Origin of the sequence: Salinimicrobium sediminis, assembly GCF_900215295.1 — a bacterium.
GTDB classification, from domain to species: domain Bacteria; phylum Bacteroidota; class Bacteroidia; order Flavobacteriales; family Flavobacteriaceae; genus Salinimicrobium; species Salinimicrobium sediminis.
Map to the genome: position 1 here is coordinate 90,173 of NZ_OCMF01000002.1, position 19,339 is coordinate 109,511.

Here is a 19,339-nt window from a genome sequence, read left to right on the forward strand (position 1 = left end):
TAATATTAAAGTTACAATACCCTGTAAAACAATGTTTTGAAGCACTGTTTTTTTAACCTTTCTTTTATAGTTAAAATTTTTAGCATAGAAGGAAGACCAAAACAGAAGCCGGCATTGGTTTGCATTTAGTAAATTTGAGAATCAACCCAACTTTATGGAATACCAGGAGATAATAAGAAGAATAACCGAACAAAAGCAATTGCCTAATTTAAGATTCAGCATCAAAGAAAAAGCTGAGGCCTTTACCAATCATCTGTTCTATACATTGTTCGACAGGGATACAGCCGTAGAAGAAAATCTGGAACAGCTGGCAAGGGAATTTCAGGAATTGGGAGACCTGGTTTGTTGGGAGCCGGGCAAACCTTGTTCTGAGCTTTGGGATGAGTACTGTCAAAAATTGCCATACCTGCTGGAGAAGATTAATCTTGATGCCGTGGCCATTGCCAATAACGATCCTGCGGCAAACTCGGTGGAGGAGGTTTATCTATCTTATCCAGGGTTTTTTGCTATCGCAGTTTACAGGTTGAGCCATGAGTTCTACAAAATGGGTTTACCTTTAGTGCCGAGGTTAATGACAGAATGCGCCCATAAATTAACCGGAACGGATATCAATCCCGGGGCTCAAATAGGAGATTCTTTTTTTATTGATCATGCTACGGGAGTGGTAATAGGAGAAACCACAGTGATAAAAAACAATGTAAAACTGTATCAGGGAGTAACTCTGGGGGCCCTATATGTGGAGAGAGAGCTGCGAAATATCAAAAGACATCCTACCATAGAAAATAATGTAACTATTTACGCAAATGCCACAATCCTGGGAGGTGATACTATTATTGGAGAAAATAGTATTATAGGAGGAAACGCCTGGCTCACGGGTTCAGTGCCTCCAAATTCATTTGTAACACATAATCCTACTATCAAAATTAAAAACCGGCAAAGAAATGAGTAATACCGTATTAGATCTAATTGGGAATACACCTTTAGTTAAAGCACAGAATCTTGTTTCCAATCCGCGGGTGGAGTTGTACTTCAAGCTGGAAGGACAAAATCCGGGAGGAAGTGTAAAAGATCGTCCGGCTTATAATATGATCAAAAAAGCAATGGAACGTGGGGATATCACTAAGGACACAAAGCTTATTGAAGCCACCAGCGGAAATACCGGAATAGCGCTGGCTATGGTTGCCAGGTTGTTAAACTTGGATATAGAACTTGTAATGCCCGAAAATTCCACAGTGGAAAGGGTTCAAACCATGCGGGCTTATGGCGCTAAGGTGATCTTAACCGATGCCGATGTGGGAATAGAAGGAGCAAGGGATTATGCCGAAGAACGCATGAAGAACGGCAACTATTTTATGCTCAATCAATTTGGAAATGATGATAACTGGCAGGCGCATTATCATTCTACGGGACCCGAGATATGGAATGATACCCACCAGAAAATAACGCATTTTGTATCTTCTATGGGAACTACAGGAACAATTATGGGTACTTCAACTTTTTTAAAAGAAAAAAATAAAGGTATAAAAATAGTTGGAGTGCAACCGGCAGATGAGGCACGAATACCCGGAATTAGAAAATGGCCCGAAGCCTATTTGCCCCGAATTTTTGATCCTAAAAAGGTAGATCGTATCATGGAAGTGACCGAGGAGGAAGCAAGAGCTATGACGATGCGTCTGGCCGAAGAGGAGGCCATCTTTGCGGGAATGAGTAGTGGGGGAGCAGCTGCGGCCGCTGTTAGGTTATGTGAAGAATTGGAGGACGGGGTGGTGGTAAGTATAGTATGCGATAGAGGGGATCGATATTTATCTTCTAACTTATTTGAAAAATAAAGGCTGCTAAAAAGACTCGTTAATTTTTTCTTTTGCTTCATAGGGTTCAGATTTACAATTGTTCTAAATCTGAGGAAGCTTCCTGAAATTATTAGATTCTTTTTGCAGCCTCTTCTTCCGGCTTACAATCCTACAAGGGTAATTGCACCTTGTTCTTTATTTATTTTTACTCTTCGGGTTTTATCACCATCTCTTAGTTTCACTTTATAGAATTCTTTATGGATGTCCCATCCTTTAGAAACGGCTATGTGTTTATTCCCCACAACAACAGCATCTCGGTATTGTTGAAGTATTTTCATGCGTGCATCTTCAGGTAGTCTTACATTTTTGAATTTTTGGAAGGAAGAAACCAATTCTCCATCCTTGTCAAAATTTGCAAGTAAATGACCTTTAGTACTCTTGAAGCTAACCTGATAGGAATCATAGTCTTCTTTTTCATTATCCTTTAATACTCTTTGAATGTCAAATCCGTTTTTCACAAAAGCAAGTGGATTTTTTTCAAATTCTCCATAGTTTTTTTCCGCAATTTTTATTGTCAGAGTATTTGAAACCGGGTCAAGTTTCATGGATTCTGGTCGGTATTCTAGTTTTGTCTCCTTTAGGAGGATTTGTGAATGTCCTGTTCCAATAAACCCAAACAGGAGCAATACAAGAATTAAATTTTTCATAGCACTGTGTATTAGAGATTAATATGGTATAAAGGTATGGAGAGGAATTTCCCCGGAAAACTACTTAAGTAGCATATCACGTTAAATATTTAATTTGAAAAACGCCCTTGAGCCTTGTCCAGCAGCAGTTTCAGGTCTTTTATCTCCACTTTTTGCCGGCCAATATTGATAATGCCGTCGTTTTTAAATTGCTGTAAATGTCGGTTTACAACTGCACGGGTCGACCCAATTAAATTTGCAATTTCATCATTGGAAAGATCGTTGATCAATTCCAGTTCTTGAGATTCTGAATTAATATGATTTAAGATTAATCGGGCGAGACGTGTTGCAATTGGTATTAGTGTCACATTCGAAGCACATTCTTCAAGGATCCTTACTTGCTTACTTAAATAGGGAAGTAGATTTTTATTGATGCCCGGGTTTTTTATTATCCAATTTTTCATTTTAAACATTGGAATAGTCAATAAAACGACCCTGTCCAGAGATTCATAATAAATTCGATGTTCACCTCCATCCAGTAAACATAGTATATCCAGAACATCTCCCTTTTTCAGGAGGAAATAAGTGAGTTCCCGGTCATTGTTCTTTTCTACATGGTAAGCTTTAAGTCGGCCGGAAATAACGAAGTAAAATGTTTGAAGGGTCCTTAAGTTGCTAATACTGCAGGTATTTTTTGGCATGATCTCCTCCTCCAGATCATCCAGGATTAGAAGCAGGTCTTCGTCTTTAAGGCCTTTTAAAAGCTCATTCTGTTGAAGGGCCTGGAAGTATTTAAACCGTTTTTTTTCACTCTTCATAAGCCTTTATAATTTGTAGGGGAAGAGGCTGGGGAAGGATTATATCGTATTCTTCAAAGATAACTTTTTTAAAATCAGTTTTTTATATGCCTTTAAAATTTATTTTTTCAGGTTTTTGGGATGATAATTTTGGCTGAAGCTTAATTTCAGTTATTTTTGCAAAATTGCAATTGAAAGAAAAATTAATGACGCAGGACACATTCGGAATTGAAGAAAAGACGGTTGATAAAGAACTATATGCCTATCAACAGGAGGATATACATAAAATATTTAAAGTTCTTGAAGCTCACCCCGAACGTTATAACCTGCTTTATCAATTACCTACCGGGGGCGGAAAAACCGTTATTTTCTCCCAAATCGTAAGAGAGTATATCCAGAGAACCGGAAAAAAAGTCCTTATCCTTACGCATCGAATTGAATTATGTAAGCAAACCTCCCGCATGCTTACAGGTTTTGGGGTAAGGAACAAGATCATTAATTCAAGCATTAAAGAACTCCCGGACCAGAACGAATACATGTGCTTTGTAGCCATGGTAGAAACCCTTAACAACCGTCTCAATGATGAAAAAGTAGAGCTGGAGAATCTTGGTATGGTGATCATCGATGAAGCCCATTACAATTCCTTTAGGAAATTGTTCAAGTTCTTTAATAGAAGCTTCATTCTTGGAGTTACTGCCACGCCTCTAAGTTCCAACATAAAGCTGCCCATGAAGGATAACTACAGGGAGTTGATCGTTGGAGATTCCATAAGTTCTCTTATTTCAAAAGGTTTTCTGGCAAAGGCGAATACGTACAGCTATGATGTGGGGTTATCTACCTTAAAGGTTGGAATCAACGGGGACTATACCGTTAAATCTTCAGAAGAACTGTATTCCAATTTAAATATGCAGGAGAAATTACTGGATGCCTATATGGAAAAGTCCCAGGGGAAGAAAACCCTGATTTTTAACAACGGGATCAATACTTCCAAGGAAGTGTATGAAACTTTTAGAAATGCTGGTTATGACATAAGGCATCTTGACAATACCACCAGCAAACAAGACCGGAAAGACATTTTAAAATGGTTTAAGAAAAAACCTGATGCCATTCTTACTTCCGTTAGTATTCTTACCACAGGTTTTGATGAACCCACAGTTGAATCTATTATCCTTAACAGGGCCACTAAATCATTAACCCTGTACTACCAAATGATTGGCCGTGGGTCTCGTGTCCTGCCGGGAAAAGATGAATTTACAGTTATTGATCTTGGAAATAATGCTGCCCGCTTTGGATTATGGAGTGCACCTGTAGATTGGAAACAAATTTTCAGGTCCCCCGATTACTTCCTGGAGAACCTGGTAAGTGATGAGGAGATAGAGCAGAATTTCAGATATGAAATGCCGGAGGAACTTCGAAAGAAATTTTCCAAGTCCAAAGATGTTTCCTTTGATGTGGATGAAGAGTATGACAATGTGATCAAGAGGGGCTTAAAATCCAAAACCGTACTGGAGCGCTCCATGGAACAACATTGCCAGATGTGTGTAGAAAACAGTGAAGATGTTTTTGATGCACGCCTTCTGGCTAAGGAGCTGGAGGAAGATATCGCCTACCGCATTCGCAAATATTCCTACTGTATTAGTAACAGCACCAAGAATTACAGAGACTGGCTTAAGGAGGATTATATGCGTAAGCTTAGGATGAAGATCAATCAGGCCGACTTTTAAAATTAAAGGTCTTCTAAAAACCTTTTTTACCACCTCTTTTATTCCTGAAGTTTTCTTTTAGATTTTTTCTGAAGTTTTACTGCTGAAAGTTATTTATTGCTGAAGCTTTATAATTTCTGCTTCACATTCAAAAAGAATTTTAGTACCCTTTCTTTAGTTATTTATTGCTGAAGATTTGGATAGAGGATTGATCAAGCCTCCAAATTAACTTCTAAATCCTGAAATAGCCCCTTCAAACTTCTAGCTTCGTAGCCCGTCCTTCCTTAGTTTTTCTTTTTAAAGATTCCTTTGATCTTGCTGAAAAGACCATCTTTTTTTTCTTTTTTTTCCTTCTTAGGCTTGTCAGATTTTGAGAAGAGCCGGTCCAGAAAATTATCCCGCTTTTCGGGCTCACAGTTAAGCATCATTTGCACAGTAGAGGAGGGAGCAGGGAAATTGGCCTGGGTGATTTCCTTAAAATGAGGATTTGCATTCATCTTTTGCATAAACAAGGCGAATGCCGGTAATGCAGAATTTGCCCCCTGCCCAATATAAGTCGAAGGAAACCCAATACGGGGATCGTCGGTTCCCGCCCAGGTTACAGAAATAAGATGGGGAGTGATCCCCACAAACCATCCGTCTTTATTGTCCTGAGTAGTTCCGGTTTTTCCGGCAATATCGTTGGGCAATTGATACTTAAACCTCAGCCTTGCAGCAGTACCGCTATTTACTGTTTCCTTCATCATTTCGATCATCACCTGCCCGGTTGTGCTTGAAAAAGCCGGTGTTTTAGCTACCTGCGGCTTAAATTCGGCAATGGTATTCCCATACTTGTCTTCGATACGGGTAAGGTAATACGGTTTTGCTGCTTTACCCCGGTTTGCGAAGCTGGCGTAAGACCCGGCAAGATCTGCCGCACTCATTTGGGCAGTTCCAAGGGCGATTGACGGGTACTTTGGAATGTCTTCAGGAAACATCATTTTTTTGGCCTGGTCGATCACATTTTGCAAACCAACATCATACAGTACTTTTACAGCAATAGTATTAATGGATTGAGCCAGGGCAGTGGACATAGGATAATTCATATATGGATCCTCTTCCTCATTACCCGAATTCTTTGGAGTCCAGCCACCGCCATAGGTAACCTCCCTTACCGAATAATAGGTGCAGGGATCAATGCCGGCTTCTACTGCAGCTGTGTACACTACCGGTTTAAAAGTAGAACCAATCTGCCTGCGGCTTTGCATCACATGGTCATATTTAAAATACCTGTGATTGATCCCGCCTACCCATGATTTCACAGCCCCGTTAGCAGGATCGAGATTTACCATTCCCATATTCAGGAATTTCATATAATGTTGAAGGCTGTCTGCAATACTGGCTTTTATAAGTTTCTTTTTACCCCAGTCAAAGAATTCCATATCGGTTTTACGATGCAGAGAATCTAAAATCTTTTCCTTTTTCCACCCGGCGGCAGCCAAAGATCTATACTGCTCACTTTCCTCCAATGCCTCCTGCAGGAGATCATCTCTCATCCATGGGGGATTGTTGCCGTAGGCTTTCTCAAATTGTTTTTGAAGGGCAGCCATATGTTCTTCCATAGCTTCTTCGGCCATTATCTGCATTTCATAATCTATGGTAGTATGTACCTGCAGGCCGTCGCGATAGATGTTATATGGTTCACCATCCTTAGTTTTCAGAGTATCAAGGATCCTGGCCAACTCCTTTTTTAGCTGGGAACGAAAATATGGCGCAACTCCTCCATTATTGTTGAAATACTGATAGTTCAGGTCAATGGGCTTTGCCCTGGCTTCAACATAAGCTTCAGAAGGTAAAAAGCCATACTTGTTCATTTGATGCAGAACTACATTACGCCGTTCCAGGCTTCTTTGAGGAAAAAGCCGGGGGTTGTAATAATGGGAAGCCTTGAGTGTTCCTACAAGGGTGGCAGCCTGGATAAGATTAAGATCTTTTGTAGTGGTGCTAAAAAATTTCCTGGCGGCGCTTTCAATTCCGTAAGTATTATCACTAAAAGGGACTGTATTAAAATACAAGCCTATGATCTCTTCCTTAGTATAAATGTCTTCCAGTCTGCGGGCAATGATCGATTCCCTGAGCTTATTCACCACAATGCTCAATTTCCCGTAATCATTCCTTCCAAAGAGATTCTTTGCGAGCTGCAGAGTAATGGTGCTTCCCCCGCCGGAGGATTCGTCGCCCATAAGTATGGTCTTAATAAAGACCCGTAGTAAACTCCTGTTGTCGATCCCAGAATGTTCATAGAACCTAACATCTTCTGTAGCTATTAAAGCATCAATAAGGTGTTGAGGAAGTTCTTCGTAAAGGACAGGCTGCCTGTCAAAAATGTAATATTTTCCAATGAGTTTTCCTTCCGCAGAAAAAACTTCTGTGGCTTCATTTTGTTTAAGATCCCGTAGTTCTGCGGTATCGGGTATTTCTCCCCACCAACCCCAGTAAATACTCAGGTAGAAAAAACCGAATATGAGAAAAATCCCAAGTAAGGATCCTAACACCCATTTCTTTAGGGGTGTCAACTTCAAATTTTTGAACATCATAGGCTAAGTGTCTGCCAAAGAAACAAAGACTTACAGAAATATTTCTGAAAGTTTATAAAACTTTAGGATTCAGTAGTTGCTAAAACCGTGCTAATCTTTATCAAGAAAATGTAAACTTCATCTTTAATGCCTTCCGAATTCTCTATTTTTAGGAAAAATGAATCCATGAGCGAAAAGAAGATAGTGATCCTCATTACAGCGGGCTTGATATTTTTAACTGCTGTTTTCTTCTATACGGTGAGGGATGAAGCCGAAGAATATCGCTCCTCCATTTCAAAGGAAGTGGTGGTCGAACAAACATGGAAGCTACCTAAAGAACTAAAGGAAGTATCGGCGATCGCATTTTTAAAAGAAGATTTACTGGCCTGTATTCAGGATGAAGATGGAATCATATTTCTTTTCGACCTGCATACCTCAAAGGTTGTAAAGAAAATTCCTTTTGGGAAAGGCGGGGATTATGAAGGAATTGCTGTACATCAAAACATTATTTTTGTGCTACAGGCTAACGGGACAATATACAGGATCAACAACATAGACGGGAAGCCTAAGGTGGAAAGTTTTGAAACTCCGTTTAGCTCCAAAAATGATATGGAAGGAATGTTTTTCGATGTTTCAAGAAACAGATTGCTTGTTTCGGTCAAGGAGCGGGATCTGCATTCCAAAGATTTTAAGGGTATTTATGCTATAGATCCTGAAACTATGGAATTAGAGGAAGCTGCAGTTTATAAGATGTCCTTTAAGGAAGAAATGTTCAGGCCTAAAAATAAGAAAAACGAAGGATCATTTTTTCCTTCAGAAATTAACAGGAACTCTAAAACAAGTGAGATTCTGGTTCTGGAGGCAAGGGAGCCCAAGTTACTTATCCTTGACCCCAATGGAAAACCTAAAGCCCTGCATCGTCTGGATCGCAAATTCTTTCCGCAGCCGGAAGGTCTGGCTTTTGATAATAACGGCAACCTTTATATCTCCACAGAAGGAGAGCCCGGAATGATCCATCGGGTTAATTTAAACACCAAATAGTTTTATGCCCCAGGAAGTAGAAACTACCTCTATAAAGAAGAGCAAAGCCCCTCTGTACATTTCTCTCGCTATTATTGCAGCAGTTATTCTAAGCTATTTTTTTATTCCGGAGGTGAAAGATTTCCTCTCCAATGCCTGGAGTGTGCTTACCAGTGGAGATGAGCAACGAACCCGGGCATGGGTGGCTCAATTCGGTTGGTTTGGTCCTATTATCATTATCTTAACCATGATCCTGCAAATGTTCCTCATTGTTATTCCCACCCCTTTGCTCATGGTTGTGACGGTACTGGCTTACGGGCCCTGGATTGGTGCTATAATCCTGTTCCTTGCGATCTTTTTAGCTTCAAGCTTCGGGTATTTTATAGGCCGGTACTTTGGTCCTGTGATCGTGGAGAAATTAATTGGCTATAAAACTGAAAGGAAGATTTCAGATTTTATTGAAGAGTATGGTTTCTGGACTGTAATAGTCATAAGACTTAGTCCTTTTCTTTCTAATGATGCCATCAGTTTTGTGGGAGGTGTTTTAAAAATGGGGTATTGGAAATTTATTGGTGCTACTATGATAGGGATCTCCCCTTTAATCATTTTCATAGCCTATTTAGGGGGAGATTATGAGAGGCTTAAAACGGGTCTCATTTGGACATCTGTGATAAGCCTGGTCCTTTTTATCGCTTTTGTATGGTGGGATAAAAAGAGAAGAAACAGAAAATAATCTCTTAGGGTTTGCTTTGATGATACTGTACTTTTATTGTAAAATTTAATCATTTAAATACAAAATTTAACTCAATTGCTTATTTGTTGTTTAAAAATAAGTAGGTTTATTCCGATTAATTCACTTTTTTTAAAGAATAAACTTTTACCTTTAAAAATAATTCCGGCCGAACGCAGGTGAATCCCCTTCTGCGATTTTAATATGTAACTTTTAAATTTTATGCTATGAGAAGAATTATTCTTAAAGCCGGGATTCTTTTGCTTTTTTGCGGAATGACCGGATGCAGTGTTTATCATCCCGAGTCGGTGAGCATTGACGATGGGGTAAACTCCCAAAACAGGATCAAAGTAACAACTATGGACAATCATGTAATCGAATTAAAAGAACTTGTTCGTGAAGATGGTCAGTTGTACGGCATTACCGGGAAAAAATCTGAAACAGCCAAGCTGTTGTTGGACAGGCCACATATTCCCCATGGGAATAATGTAATGATCCCGTTTAGTGATGATGAAATAAAGGCAGTACATCTTAAGAACAAAAAGATGTCCAACATTGTTAATGTAGGTGTTCCTATAGTTGGCGCTGCCGGCCTTTTAGGTATAGCTAATAAAGATTTTAGACCAGATGTAGGGAACTAAAAAAGAAAAATCCCCTGTTTAAAAGAACAGGGGATTCTAACTTCAACACGCCTGTTTTTATTTTGTTTGCATATTTTGGGCTACAGCCTGGACCTCATCCAGCACGCGCAATAGGTTTTCTCCCCAAAGCTTTGCGATTTCTGCTTCGGTATATCCTCTTTTTACCAGCTCCAGGGTAATATTGAAAGTTTCTGACGCATCACTCCAGCCTTCAATTCCACCGCCACCGTCAAAATCTGAACTTATTCCTACATGATCAACACCCATTTTTTCTACCAGGTAGTCTACATGGTCAACGAAGTCTGAAACATCTACGGGATGCACTTTTTCCTTTAACTTTTGAATTTTAGGTTGAGACAATTTTCTCACTCTCTCAAATTTTTCCCGGTAAGTTTTTCTTTGTTCCGGCTCCATGGTTTTTATCTCGTCCCAACTCAAAACCTTAAAGTCAATTTTTTCTCCTACCTCTTCATAGATTTTTTTTACAGCCGCATCATATGCGTTATGTTTTTTGGTATTTAGGTAAGAATTAAAAGCAACAGTTTGCACCACTCCATTACTTTCTTTGATCCATTCTAATTGCTCGTCATCAAGATTCCTGCTATGATCACATAAACCTCTTGCTGAGGAATGAGAAGCAATGAGCGGGGCCTTCGAGAGTTCGAACATGTCTTTAATAGCCTCTTTTGAAGGATGAGAAACATCAATCATAATTCCCAGACGGTTCATTTCCTTAACTACTTCCTTTCCTAACTCGCTCAATCCACCATGAAGCCATTGATCATCTTCTTCCCCTGTATTGGAGTCGCTCAACTGGCTATGCCCATTATGTGATAAGGACATGTACCGGGCTCCCAGATCATAGAATTTTTTTACATTTTTAATGTCTGTACCAATGGGATAACCATTTTCAACTCCTATCATAGCAACCTTTTTTCCCTGTGATACGAGATCCCGTACTTCAGCAGAAGTAGTTGCCAAACCAATCTGGGAAGGTGCAATTTCTTCAACAAGACGATGAATTGCCTCAAACTTGGTCATTGCTTCTTTATGAGCTGCTTTATAACCGGCATCATTAAGTTCTTCCTGTCCGGTGTAAACAATTAACCAGGTTACATCAACCTTTCCTCTCTCCATTTTAGGTAGGTTTACCTGTGTTTCAAGGTCCTGTGTGTAATTTTTTGCAGCAGTAAAATTGTCTACGTTTATATCATTATGAGTGTCAATTGTAATCACCTTCTCGTGAATTTTTCTCGCCTTCTCAATTAAGGCTTCATCTGTCTGTGCATTGGCAGCAAAAGTAAACAGGAGAAGAAGCAGGGGTGTCTTTAGAAATTTCATGGGTCTTATTTGGATTTGAAGGCCTCAAAATAGGAAATATTTTTTAGAACACCTTTTTACCCGTTCTTCCATTATTTTTCTCATTTCAATAGGATTTCATACCTTGTTAAAAATTTAACAATGGGCAGGAAACTTCGGAAGAGGAAAGCTGCAGAACTTAAATTTATTTTTATGGAAACTTCAGGAAGCATTCAGGAGAATTTTAGAAGAACAAAGATCTGCTATCCAAAGAGTCGGTTACAAAATCAATTCGGTTATGGAATTATTATGATTGGTGTTGGGTTCTTTGCTGTTTATATCAATAGTTCCTCGATTTTTAGCTATCTGTGGATCCTGTTAGGGGCATTGCAAACCGGAACTTCAATGTATCAAAAAAAGCATCAATATATCACTATTGAGAATGACAGGTTGATTAAACATTCTCTCATTCCTAAGAGCATTGAATTATCAAAGATCAGAAAAGTTCGAAAATATGTGAACAGCTATAAAATTGAAGGAGAGGATAAATCCATTCGAATAGAAAAGAAAATGATTGAAGATGATTCTCTGTATAGGCTCAATCATTTTCTCGACAACCTTGAATTAAGCAGGTAATTAGAACATCTAATGTGGTTGAATGAGTAAATACTTTATAATTGCAGTTGTTCTCACCTTTGTCTTGTTTTGGATATGGGCGCTCCTGGATTTGAGTGCTTCTACCTTCAGGAAAACTAAATGGAAGTTGGCCTGGCTATTGATCATTATATTTTTTCCGATTTTAGGTTCCATTCTGTATTTGCTGCTCAGGAGTGAGTTTAAAGCAAAAAAGAAACGGGAATTTAACCCGGGATTTATGCCACAACGTTTTTCAGGTAATCAACAAAATCATGATATTTCCTGATTGCCTCTATAGAATAGCTTAACGGATTTTTTGATCGACCTTCAAAGTTCCCGAATAGAGATTTGACAATTGCGCGTTTTATAAAGATCAGTAACCACTTAATTTTTCCACCGGATTCCCCAACAAAATGATAACTTTGTTATTAGCAATAATAATCTGTAAAAAATGATTTTTATCCTCCTTCTATGAAACGGCCAAAAATCCAGGTCAGGAAAACGATTTTTGACCGGTTGGTGGAACTGCTCACTTTCCTTGCTGTAATAGCTTCTCTTGTTATACCTGTTTATTATTACCAGGACCTTCCCGGGGAGATTCCAATGCATTTCAATACTTCGGGAACTCCTGATAGAGTAGGGCCCCGAAGCTCCATCTGGTTTCTTCCCATACTGGGTGCAGTTTTATGTATAGGCATTAACCGACTTATTAAATTTCCACACCTCTTTAATTATCCCGGAAAAATTACTGATAAAAATGCAAGGGTAAGTTACCAGATGGCCCAAAGGTCTCTAAGGATGATCAACTTAATCGTCGCCGGTTCCATTGCCTACCTCACCCTTGAAATGATATATACCGCTCTGGGAAGATCACAGGGTTTTAGCAGGGAATTCCTGATTCTTTTTTCAATTTTAATTCTTGGAACTCCGCTGTTCTTTCTGTTGAAAATGAGGCGCATGATCAGAAAGGAAAAGAGGTGAAAAAGCCGGATTAAATGGAGGAAATTTCCGATTAGACAAATAGCCACATTATATTATCTTTAACAGGTTCAAATCCCGGAATTTTTTTTAACGAGAATATTTAATCCGGTTAAAATTACTTTTATGAGAAATTTTCTCCTAGTTCTGCTTATGGCAGGTGTTTATTCTGTTTCAGCGCAAACTCTCACTCCCGAAAAGCTTTGGGAATTGGAAAGGGTTTCTGCGGTTGGTCTTTCTGATGATGGTCAAAAAGTGATCTTTACAACCAGGTCTTACGATCTGGAATCAAACTCCGGTTCATCTAAAACTTTTATGATCCCGGTAAGAGGAGGAGCAGCTGTAGAGATTAAAAGTGCCGATAGTTTAATTAAAGATGCAAAAATCTCGGCCTCAGGAAAATGGAAAATTCTCCCTAAAGATGTAGAAGTAATCCCGGTTAAAGGGGAGGATTTCTATCCGGAACTGGAAAAGTCTGAAGTTTATATTTATGATGATCTCAATTACCGGCACTGGGATACCTGGGAGGATGGGCACTATAGTCATTTGTTCCTGCAGGATCTTTCAACCGGGGAGGAAATGGACATCATGAAAGGGGAGCCACATGATACACCCCTTCAACCTTTTGGAGGCCCGGAAGATTATATCTGGAACAACGAGGGCACCAAAGTCTATTATGTTTCAAAAAAGCTCCATGGCAGTGAATATGCAGTAAGTACCAACACAGATATTTATGTGTATGACCTGGCTGCAAAAACGACTTCCAACCTTACTGAAGAAAATAAAGGTTACGATACTCAACCTGCATTTTCCAAAAAAGGCATTCTTGCCTGGTTACAAATGGATGAACCGGGATATGAAGCCGACAAGAATGACATCATCATCCTTACAGACGGGAAAAAAAATAACATCACAGAAGCCTGGGACGGTACTGTAGATAGTTTCCGCTGGAGCAATAATGCGAAGACTATTTATTTTGTAGCACCTGTATTGGGAACAAAACAAATGTTTTCCGTTGATCCTTTTAAAAAGGGAGCGCCACAGATCAAACAGATCACCGAAGGCCAGTTTGATATTACCGGCCTTGTTGGAGAATCCGGAAATACCATGGTCGTGACGCGGACAGACATGAACCATGCAGCAGAGATCTATACCGTTGATCTTAAGTCTGGGAAGATGACTCAGCTTACCCATATCAATGATGAATTCTATGATTCAATAGAGCTGAGTAAGGTTGAAAAACGCATGATCCCTACAACAGACGGTAAAGAGATGCTTGCATGGGTGATTTATCCACCCGATTTTGATCCTGCTAAAAAGTATCCTACGCTTCTTTATTTGCAGGGAGGTCCTCAATCTCCATTGTCCCAGTTCTATTCCTTTAGATGGAATTTTCAGTTAATGGCAGCAAATGGATATATTGTAGTGGCTCCCAATCGTCGCGGGATGCCGGGACATGGGGTGGAATGGAACGAGCAGATAAGCGGCGACTGGGGCGGACAAAATATCCGGGATTATCTTTCAGCTATAGATGCAGTAAGTGCAGAACCTTTTGTTGATAAAGACAGAATTGGAGCTGTTGGAGCCAGCTATGGGGGATATTCGGTCTTCTTCCTGGCCGGAATGCATAATGACCGATTCAAAACCTTTATCGCTCACGACGGAATATTCAATACCCGCAGTATGTATGGAACCACTGAAGAGCTGTTCTTTGTGAACAAAGATTTGGGAGGACCATACTGGCAAAATCCAACCCCAAAGGCCTATACCGATTTTAATCCCATCAATTTTGTGGATAAATGGAATACCCCTATCATGATCGTACAGGGAGGTATGGATTTTAGAGTGCCAATAGGGCAGGGGCTGGAGGCTTTTCAGGCTGCTCAACTCCGCGGAATCAAGAGTAAATTGTTATATTTTCCTTCCGAAAATCATTGGATCCTAACGGCGCAGAATTCTATTGTATGGCAGAGAGAATTCTTTAAATGGCTGGAAGAAACACTTAAATAAATTTTAATTGAATAGATATGAAAGCCAGAACATGTCCAAAGTGTGGTTATAAATATTCCTTTAGTCTGCACCTGAAAAAGCATTTTTTACAAAATGTTTATTCCACCTGGGAGTGCGACAACTGCGGAACCAAGTTAACTGTAGATGCTAAAAGAAGGATCCTTTTGCTTGTCATAGGAACCATACCCATAGCTGCTCTTCCTATTTTAGCAGATTTTTTTATGGGTTACTATCTGGGAGGAACCTTTAGCTGGACTTTTTCGGTGGTACTTGTACTCATCTGGGCAACTTTTATTTTTACCCTGGACCATTTTTGTCTGGCAGAAGGGGAGGATATTGTTAATAATGAATAAATGAATATTGATTATTAATTACCGGAACTGAATTTTAAACCTTAGACCTTAAACCTTTAAAATGGATTATCTCACCCTGGCCCGTGTGCTACACGTCTTAGCTGTGGTGCTCTGGATTGGAGGCGTTGCCATGGTGACTACGGTGATCATTCCGGCAGTGAAAAGAATGAGCTCAAAAGAGGAGCAAATGGAAACCTTTGAAAGGATCGAGGGACGTTTCTCACTTCAGGCTAAAATCACTACTGTTCTTACTGCAGTGACCGGATTCTACATGCTGCATCTTTACGGCTGGGACAGGTTGTTATACCTTCGGTTCTGGTGGATACATGCGATGATCCTCATCTGGTTGCTGTTCACTGTGATCCTTTTCATCCTGGAACCCTTCTTTTTACACAAGCTGTTCAGAAAATATGCTACTAAAGATGCGGGAAAGGCTTTTAAGATCATTCATCGTGCACATTGGGTCCTCCTTGTTTTAAGTCTCCTCACAATATTTGGTGCAGTTGCAGGAGGGCATGGCTGGTATTTTATCAAATAAAGTGTTAAATTGGATCATAATATTTGCTGATGATACAATACTACTATTCCGACGGACTTGAGAAGCATGGGCCATTTTCTCTGGAAGAATTACGAGCTAAGAAACTAAAGCGGAAGACCCTCGTATGGCACCATCCGCGGGAGATCTGGATCCCTGCTGAAGAATATGCAGAATTGCAGGGTTACCTTAGCGAAGAACCGCCTCCGGTCGCATCTTCGGCCAACCACCGAAACACCTTTTCCGGAAGTTATGAAGATCGAACCCTTCCACGTACCTGGTTGGTGGAATCTATACTGGTAACACTGCTATGTTGTATGCCGTTTGGAATTGCGGGCATTGTTAATGCAGCCAGGGTAGAGACCCGCTACAGCTGCGGGGACTATGAAGGTGCAGTGAGAAGTTCTAAAGAAGCTGCAAAGTGGACCCAGATCGGTTTTTGGATAGCAATAGCAGGCATTGTGATATACGGTGCTTTCATGGTTTTTGCAATTGCTCTTGGTCACGATTAACTCCATAAAGCAAGGGATAATAGCACTGGGATTTCTCCTGCTGTTAGTGCTTTATGCCTACTTTGATCCTGCACAGGCAGATTTCTTTCCCGCCTGTCCCTTTCATTCACTTACAGGCTTTCTTTGCCCCGGCTGTGGCTCTCAACGCGCTTTACATCACCTGCTCAACCTGCAGGTTAGTACTGCCTATAGCTATAATCCTTTGTTGATCATATCTCTGCCTTACATTTTAACCGCTACCGTCGTTGATCATATTCCAAAACCTTCTCCTGCCTTGCTAAAATGGCGAAAGATCTTCTTTGGAAGAAATGCTATTATTATTGTCCTGCTCATTATCATATCTTTCTGGATCTTTAGAAATCTCTGAACATGCCTCTCAAAACTGTAATTTTTGTACTTCTTTTTTTAGCATCATCCCCCCTGAGTTTTGGGCAAAGCAGCGCCTCATCCCGGGTGAAAATTTTTGACATTGCAGCTCCCCAGCTGGATACGGTAAGGACCATCAGGATGTATCTTCCCCTGGGATATGAAAATACAGATGAAAAATACCCTGTCCTGTATATGCATGATGCCCAAAACGTTTTTGATACTGCCACTGCTTTTTCCGGCGAGTGGGAGGTCGATGAATTTTTGGACAGTCAAAAAGGGCAAAAAGTGATAGTGGTTGGAATCGATCATGGCAATGAAAAAAGAATTGCTGAACTCACTCCGTTTCCCCATGAAAAATATGGTGGGGGAGAGGCAGCTGCATATGTGGATTTCATTAGAGAAACTCTTAAGCCTCACGTAGATGCCACCTACAGAACCCTTACTGCTGCTGAAAATACGGCTGTTATAGGGTCTTCTCTTGGAGGACTCGTTTCTTTCTATGCTGCTTTGAAATATCCGGAAGTGTTTGGGATGGCAGGTGTGTTTTCTCCTTCCTTCTGGTTCAGTGAAGAGATCTATGGTTTTGCTGAAGCTTCCGAGATCAGCAAAGGGGTCCGATTCTATTTTTTAGGCGGAACTTCCGAAGATGAAACCCTGGTCTCCAACATTCAAAAGATGGAGGAATTGTTGCTGAAAAAAGGCCTTTCCGAAGAAAATATTTTTGTGAAGATCGTGGAAGGCGGAGATCATAATGAAGCTTTTTGGCGCTCAGAATTTCCGGAAGCCTTTCAATGGCTTTTTTCAGAAAAAGCTACGGGAAAATAATCTCTTTCAAAAATGCTATTTTTGAGGATGCATTTTTTTGCAGCGTAACCTAATTCCAAAAGATTTTGCCACGACCTCAACGATCCCTGGAACCTAACAGATATAAATTTAAGGAGAGTTTTGTCTCGCTCAAATATGTTCCTCGTTTCTTCAGGGAGATCAAAAAGGTGAATCCGGGATTATTTTATATCAACGTGCTCTGCCGCCTTATAAATGCAATTTTACCTGTACTAATGCTGTGGGTTGGGAAACTCATCATTGATGAAGTAGTCCTGCAAATAGCTGCAGATGTAAAAGATCTCGACAGACTCTGGACACTGGTTGCGTCGGAATTTGCTCTCGCAGTACTTTCCGATCTCCTTAGCCGGGGAATAAGCCTTAGCGATGCTCTTTTAGGGGATCAATATTCGATCGATACTTCGGTGAAGATCATCAGGAAAACATCCGAAGTTAATCTTGATGAACTGGAGGATTCAGAATTCTATGATAAGCTGGAAAGAGCGCGGCAGCAAACCACAGGAAGAGTTGGTTTAATGTCCAATGTGCTCACCCAGGCAGAGGATATCATTGTGATCGTTTCCCTGCTGGCGGGAGTGGTGGCATTTGAACCCTGGCTAATCATTCTCCTGGTTGTTTCTATTATTCCCACCATGATCAATGAGGTGAAATTTAGTGGGACCAGCTATTCTCTTGCCCGAAGCTGGACCCAGGAAAGACGTGAGCTGGATTATTTGAGATACGCAGGGGCAAGTGATGTGACTGCAAAAGAGGTTAAGCTCTTCGGACTTTCAGATTATCTTGCCTACCGGTTCAAAGGATTGTCAGATCAATATTACCACCAGAGTAAAAAGCTTGCAAAACAGCGTGCGGGATGGGGCTCCTTTTTCAACGTTATTGGGACCTCGGCATATTACGGGGCTTACGTTCTCGTCATTTTTAGAACTGTGCTGGGGGCTTTTACCCTTGGGGATCTTACCTTTCTCTCGGGATCTTTCAATCGCCTAAGGCAAAAGCTTCAGGGATTCTTTACCCGTTTCACTATGATCACTGAAACTGCTCTTTATCTTCAGGATTATTTTGAGTTTCTCGACCTTTCCTATCATGCTCCAGAATCAGAAGGGGCTAAACCCCTTCCGAAGGAGATTAAAGCAGGTTTTGAATTCAGAAATGTTGGTTTTAAATATCCAAAGTCCGATAAGTGGGTGGTGAGAAACATCAACTTTAAACTTAGAGCGGGGGAAAAATTAGCTTTTGTGGGGGAAAATGGTGCGGGAAAGACCACTTTGATAAAGCTGCTCCTTCAGTTCTATGAGCCTACAGAAGGAGAGATCCTGCTGGATGGAGTTCCCATTAAACAATATAACAGAACGGCTTATCAAAAGTACTTTGGGGTGATCTTCCAGGACTTTGTGAAGTTTGAACTCACCCTTCGCGAGAACATTGCCATGGGAGAGATCACCGGGATCGCAGACCAGGACAGGATCGAAGGTGCAGCCCAAAAAAGTCTGGCAGACCAGGTGGTGAAAGATCTTCCTTTTGGTTACGATCAGCAATTGGGCAAGAGGTTTAAACAGGGTAAAGATCTTTCTGGCGGTCAGTGGCAAAAGATAGCTATTGCAAGGGCCTATATGAAAGATGCAGAAGTGCTCATTCTCGACGAGCCCACTTCGGCCCTCGATGCCCGGGCAGAAACTGAGGCTTTTGACAGGTTTATAAAACTTACCGAAGGAAAGACTGCGGTGATCATTTCTCATCGTTTTAGCACGGTGAGAATTGCCGACAGGATCATGGTCCTTAAGGATGGAGCAGTACTGGAAATTGGAACTCATGAAGAGCTTATGCAAAACAATAAATTATACTCCGAATTATTTAATCTGCAGGCCGCAGGATATAAGTAATA

The 19,339-nt window shown here is 40.5% G+C and carries 20 protein-coding genes; 16 read left to right on the top strand and 4 right to left on the bottom strand.

Annotated features, from left to right (window positions below; all coding sequences use genetic code 11):
• Nucleotides 1–154: 154 nt before the first annotated feature.
• Both epsC and cysM read left to right on the top strand, forming a co-directional pair.
• A complete protein-coding gene (epsC, locus tag CRO16_RS08195) occupies nucleotides 155–949 on the top strand; it encodes a serine O-acetyltransferase EpsC (protein WP_097055905.1) in 795 nt (264 codons plus the stop codon).
• Nucleotides 942–1,829 carry a cysteine synthase CysM gene (gene cysM / locus CRO16_RS08200; protein ID WP_097055906.1) on the top strand — a complete coding sequence of 296 codons (888 nt, stop codon included), beginning with the start codon at nucleotides 942–944 and terminating at the stop codon, nucleotides 1,827–1,829. The genes epsC and cysM overlap by 8 nt, the downstream gene beginning before the upstream one ends.
• Nucleotides 1,830–1,951: 122 nt before the next feature.
• Here cysM and CRO16_RS08205 read toward each other — a convergent pair whose 3' ends face one another.
• Together CRO16_RS08205 and CRO16_RS08210 are read right to left on the bottom strand one after the other, a co-directional pair.
• Nucleotides 1,952–2,497, bottom strand: coding sequence for a hypothetical protein (locus CRO16_RS08205; RefSeq protein ID WP_097055907.1), 546 nt, complete (start codon nucleotides 2,495–2,497; stop codon nucleotides 1,952–1,954).
• Between the two features lie 89 nt (nucleotides 2,498–2,586).
• Nucleotides 2,587–3,294, bottom strand: a complete 708-nt coding sequence (locus CRO16_RS08210) for a Crp/Fnr family transcriptional regulator (protein WP_097055908.1) — start codon at nucleotides 3,292–3,294, stop codon at nucleotides 2,587–2,589.
• A 185-nt stretch (nucleotides 3,295–3,479) separates the two neighbouring features.
• On the opposite strand from CRO16_RS08210, the gene CRO16_RS08215 reads away from it, so the two are divergent.
• Nucleotides 3,480–4,997 carry a DEAD/DEAH box helicase gene (locus tag CRO16_RS08215; protein ID WP_179670513.1) on the top strand — a complete coding sequence of 506 codons (1,518 nt, stop codon included), beginning with the start codon at nucleotides 3,480–3,482 and terminating at the stop codon, nucleotides 4,995–4,997.
• 263 nt (nucleotides 4,998–5,260) lie between these two features.
• Here CRO16_RS08215 and CRO16_RS08220 read toward each other — a convergent pair whose 3' ends face one another.
• On the bottom strand, nucleotides 5,261–7,531 hold the full coding sequence (locus CRO16_RS08220) for a transglycosylase domain-containing protein (RefSeq protein WP_317042519.1): 2,271 nt from the start codon (nucleotides 7,529–7,531) through the stop codon (nucleotides 5,261–5,263).
• A 186-nt stretch (nucleotides 7,532–7,717) separates the two neighbouring features.
• On the opposite strand from CRO16_RS08220, the gene CRO16_RS08225 reads away from it, so the two are divergent.
• The 3 genes from CRO16_RS08225 to CRO16_RS08240 all read left to right on the top strand — a co-directional run bounded on the left by CRO16_RS08225 (nucleotide 7,718) and on the right by CRO16_RS08240 (nucleotide 9,922).
• Nucleotides 7,718–8,572: an SdiA-regulated domain-containing protein gene (locus CRO16_RS08225; RefSeq protein ID WP_179670514.1), complete on the top strand. Its 855-nt coding sequence runs from the start codon at nucleotides 7,718–7,720 to the stop codon at nucleotides 8,570–8,572.
• A 4-nt stretch (nucleotides 8,573–8,576) separates the two neighbouring features.
• Nucleotides 8,577–9,284, top strand: coding sequence for a TVP38/TMEM64 family protein (locus tag CRO16_RS08230; RefSeq protein WP_097055911.1), 708 nt, complete (start codon nucleotides 8,577–8,579; stop codon nucleotides 9,282–9,284).
• Nucleotides 9,285–9,508: 224 nt separating this feature from the next.
• The gene (locus CRO16_RS08240; RefSeq protein ID WP_143544482.1) at nucleotides 9,509–9,922 is read left to right on the top strand and encodes a hypothetical protein; all 414 of its coding nucleotides are present in this window, start codon (nucleotides 9,509–9,511) and stop codon (nucleotides 9,920–9,922) included.
• Nucleotides 9,923–9,979: 57 nt separating this feature from the next.
• On the opposite strand, the gene CRO16_RS08245 is transcribed toward CRO16_RS08240, so the two are convergent.
• On the bottom strand, nucleotides 9,980–11,263 hold the full coding sequence (locus CRO16_RS08245) for a dipeptidase (RefSeq protein ID WP_097055914.1): 1,284 nt from the start codon (nucleotides 11,261–11,263) through the stop codon (nucleotides 9,980–9,982).
• 120 nt (nucleotides 11,264–11,383) lie between these two features.
• Between CRO16_RS08245 and CRO16_RS08250 the strand changes: the two genes are divergently transcribed.
• The 10 genes from CRO16_RS08250 to CRO16_RS08295 all read left to right on the top strand — a co-directional run bounded on the left by CRO16_RS08250 (nucleotide 11,384) and on the right by CRO16_RS08295 (nucleotide 19,337).
• Nucleotides 11,384–11,857, top strand: a complete 474-nt coding sequence (locus tag CRO16_RS08250; protein WP_097055915.1) for a hypothetical protein — start codon at nucleotides 11,384–11,386, stop codon at nucleotides 11,855–11,857.
• A 22-nt stretch (nucleotides 11,858–11,879) separates the two neighbouring features.
• Nucleotides 11,880–12,143 carry a PLD nuclease N-terminal domain-containing protein gene (locus tag CRO16_RS08255; RefSeq protein WP_097055916.1) on the top strand — a complete coding sequence of 88 codons (264 nt, stop codon included), beginning with the start codon at nucleotides 11,880–11,882 and terminating at the stop codon, nucleotides 12,141–12,143.
• A gap of 185 nt (nucleotides 12,144–12,328) precedes the next feature.
• Nucleotides 12,329–12,838, top strand: coding sequence for a DUF1648 domain-containing protein (locus CRO16_RS08260; protein WP_097055917.1), 510 nt, complete (start codon nucleotides 12,329–12,331; stop codon nucleotides 12,836–12,838).
• Between the two features lie 123 nt (nucleotides 12,839–12,961).
• Nucleotides 12,962–14,845: a S9 family peptidase gene (locus tag CRO16_RS08265; protein WP_097055918.1), complete on the top strand. Its 1,884-nt coding sequence runs from the start codon at nucleotides 12,962–12,964 to the stop codon at nucleotides 14,843–14,845.
• A gap of 17 nt (nucleotides 14,846–14,862) precedes the next feature.
• The gene (locus CRO16_RS08270) at nucleotides 14,863–15,198 is read left to right on the top strand and encodes a hypothetical protein (RefSeq protein ID WP_097055919.1); all 336 of its coding nucleotides are present in this window, start codon (nucleotides 14,863–14,865) and stop codon (nucleotides 15,196–15,198) included.
• 61 nt (nucleotides 15,199–15,259) lie between these two features.
• Nucleotides 15,260–15,736 carry a hypothetical protein gene (locus tag CRO16_RS08275; RefSeq protein WP_097055920.1) on the top strand — a complete coding sequence of 159 codons (477 nt, stop codon included), beginning with the start codon at nucleotides 15,260–15,262 and terminating at the stop codon, nucleotides 15,734–15,736.
• A gap of 29 nt (nucleotides 15,737–15,765) precedes the next feature.
• Nucleotides 15,766–16,245, top strand: coding sequence for a CD225/dispanin family protein (locus CRO16_RS08280; RefSeq protein ID WP_097055921.1), 480 nt, complete (start codon nucleotides 15,766–15,768; stop codon nucleotides 16,243–16,245).
• Nucleotides 16,232–16,612 carry a DUF2752 domain-containing protein gene (locus CRO16_RS08285; RefSeq protein WP_218839729.1) on the top strand — a complete coding sequence of 127 codons (381 nt, stop codon included), beginning with the start codon at nucleotides 16,232–16,234 and terminating at the stop codon, nucleotides 16,610–16,612. Before CRO16_RS08280 ends, CRO16_RS08285 begins: the two co-directional genes overlap by 14 nt.
• 2 nt (nucleotides 16,613–16,614) lie before the next feature.
• Nucleotides 16,615–17,439: an alpha/beta hydrolase gene (locus CRO16_RS08290; RefSeq protein ID WP_097055923.1), complete on the top strand. Its 825-nt coding sequence runs from the start codon at nucleotides 16,615–16,617 to the stop codon at nucleotides 17,437–17,439.
• 65 nt (nucleotides 17,440–17,504) lie between these two features.
• Nucleotides 17,505–19,337 carry an ABC transporter ATP-binding protein gene (locus tag CRO16_RS08295; RefSeq protein WP_097055924.1) on the top strand — a complete coding sequence of 611 codons (1,833 nt, stop codon included), beginning with the start codon at nucleotides 17,505–17,507 and terminating at the stop codon, nucleotides 19,335–19,337.
• Nucleotides 19,338–19,339: the final 2 nt, after the last annotated feature.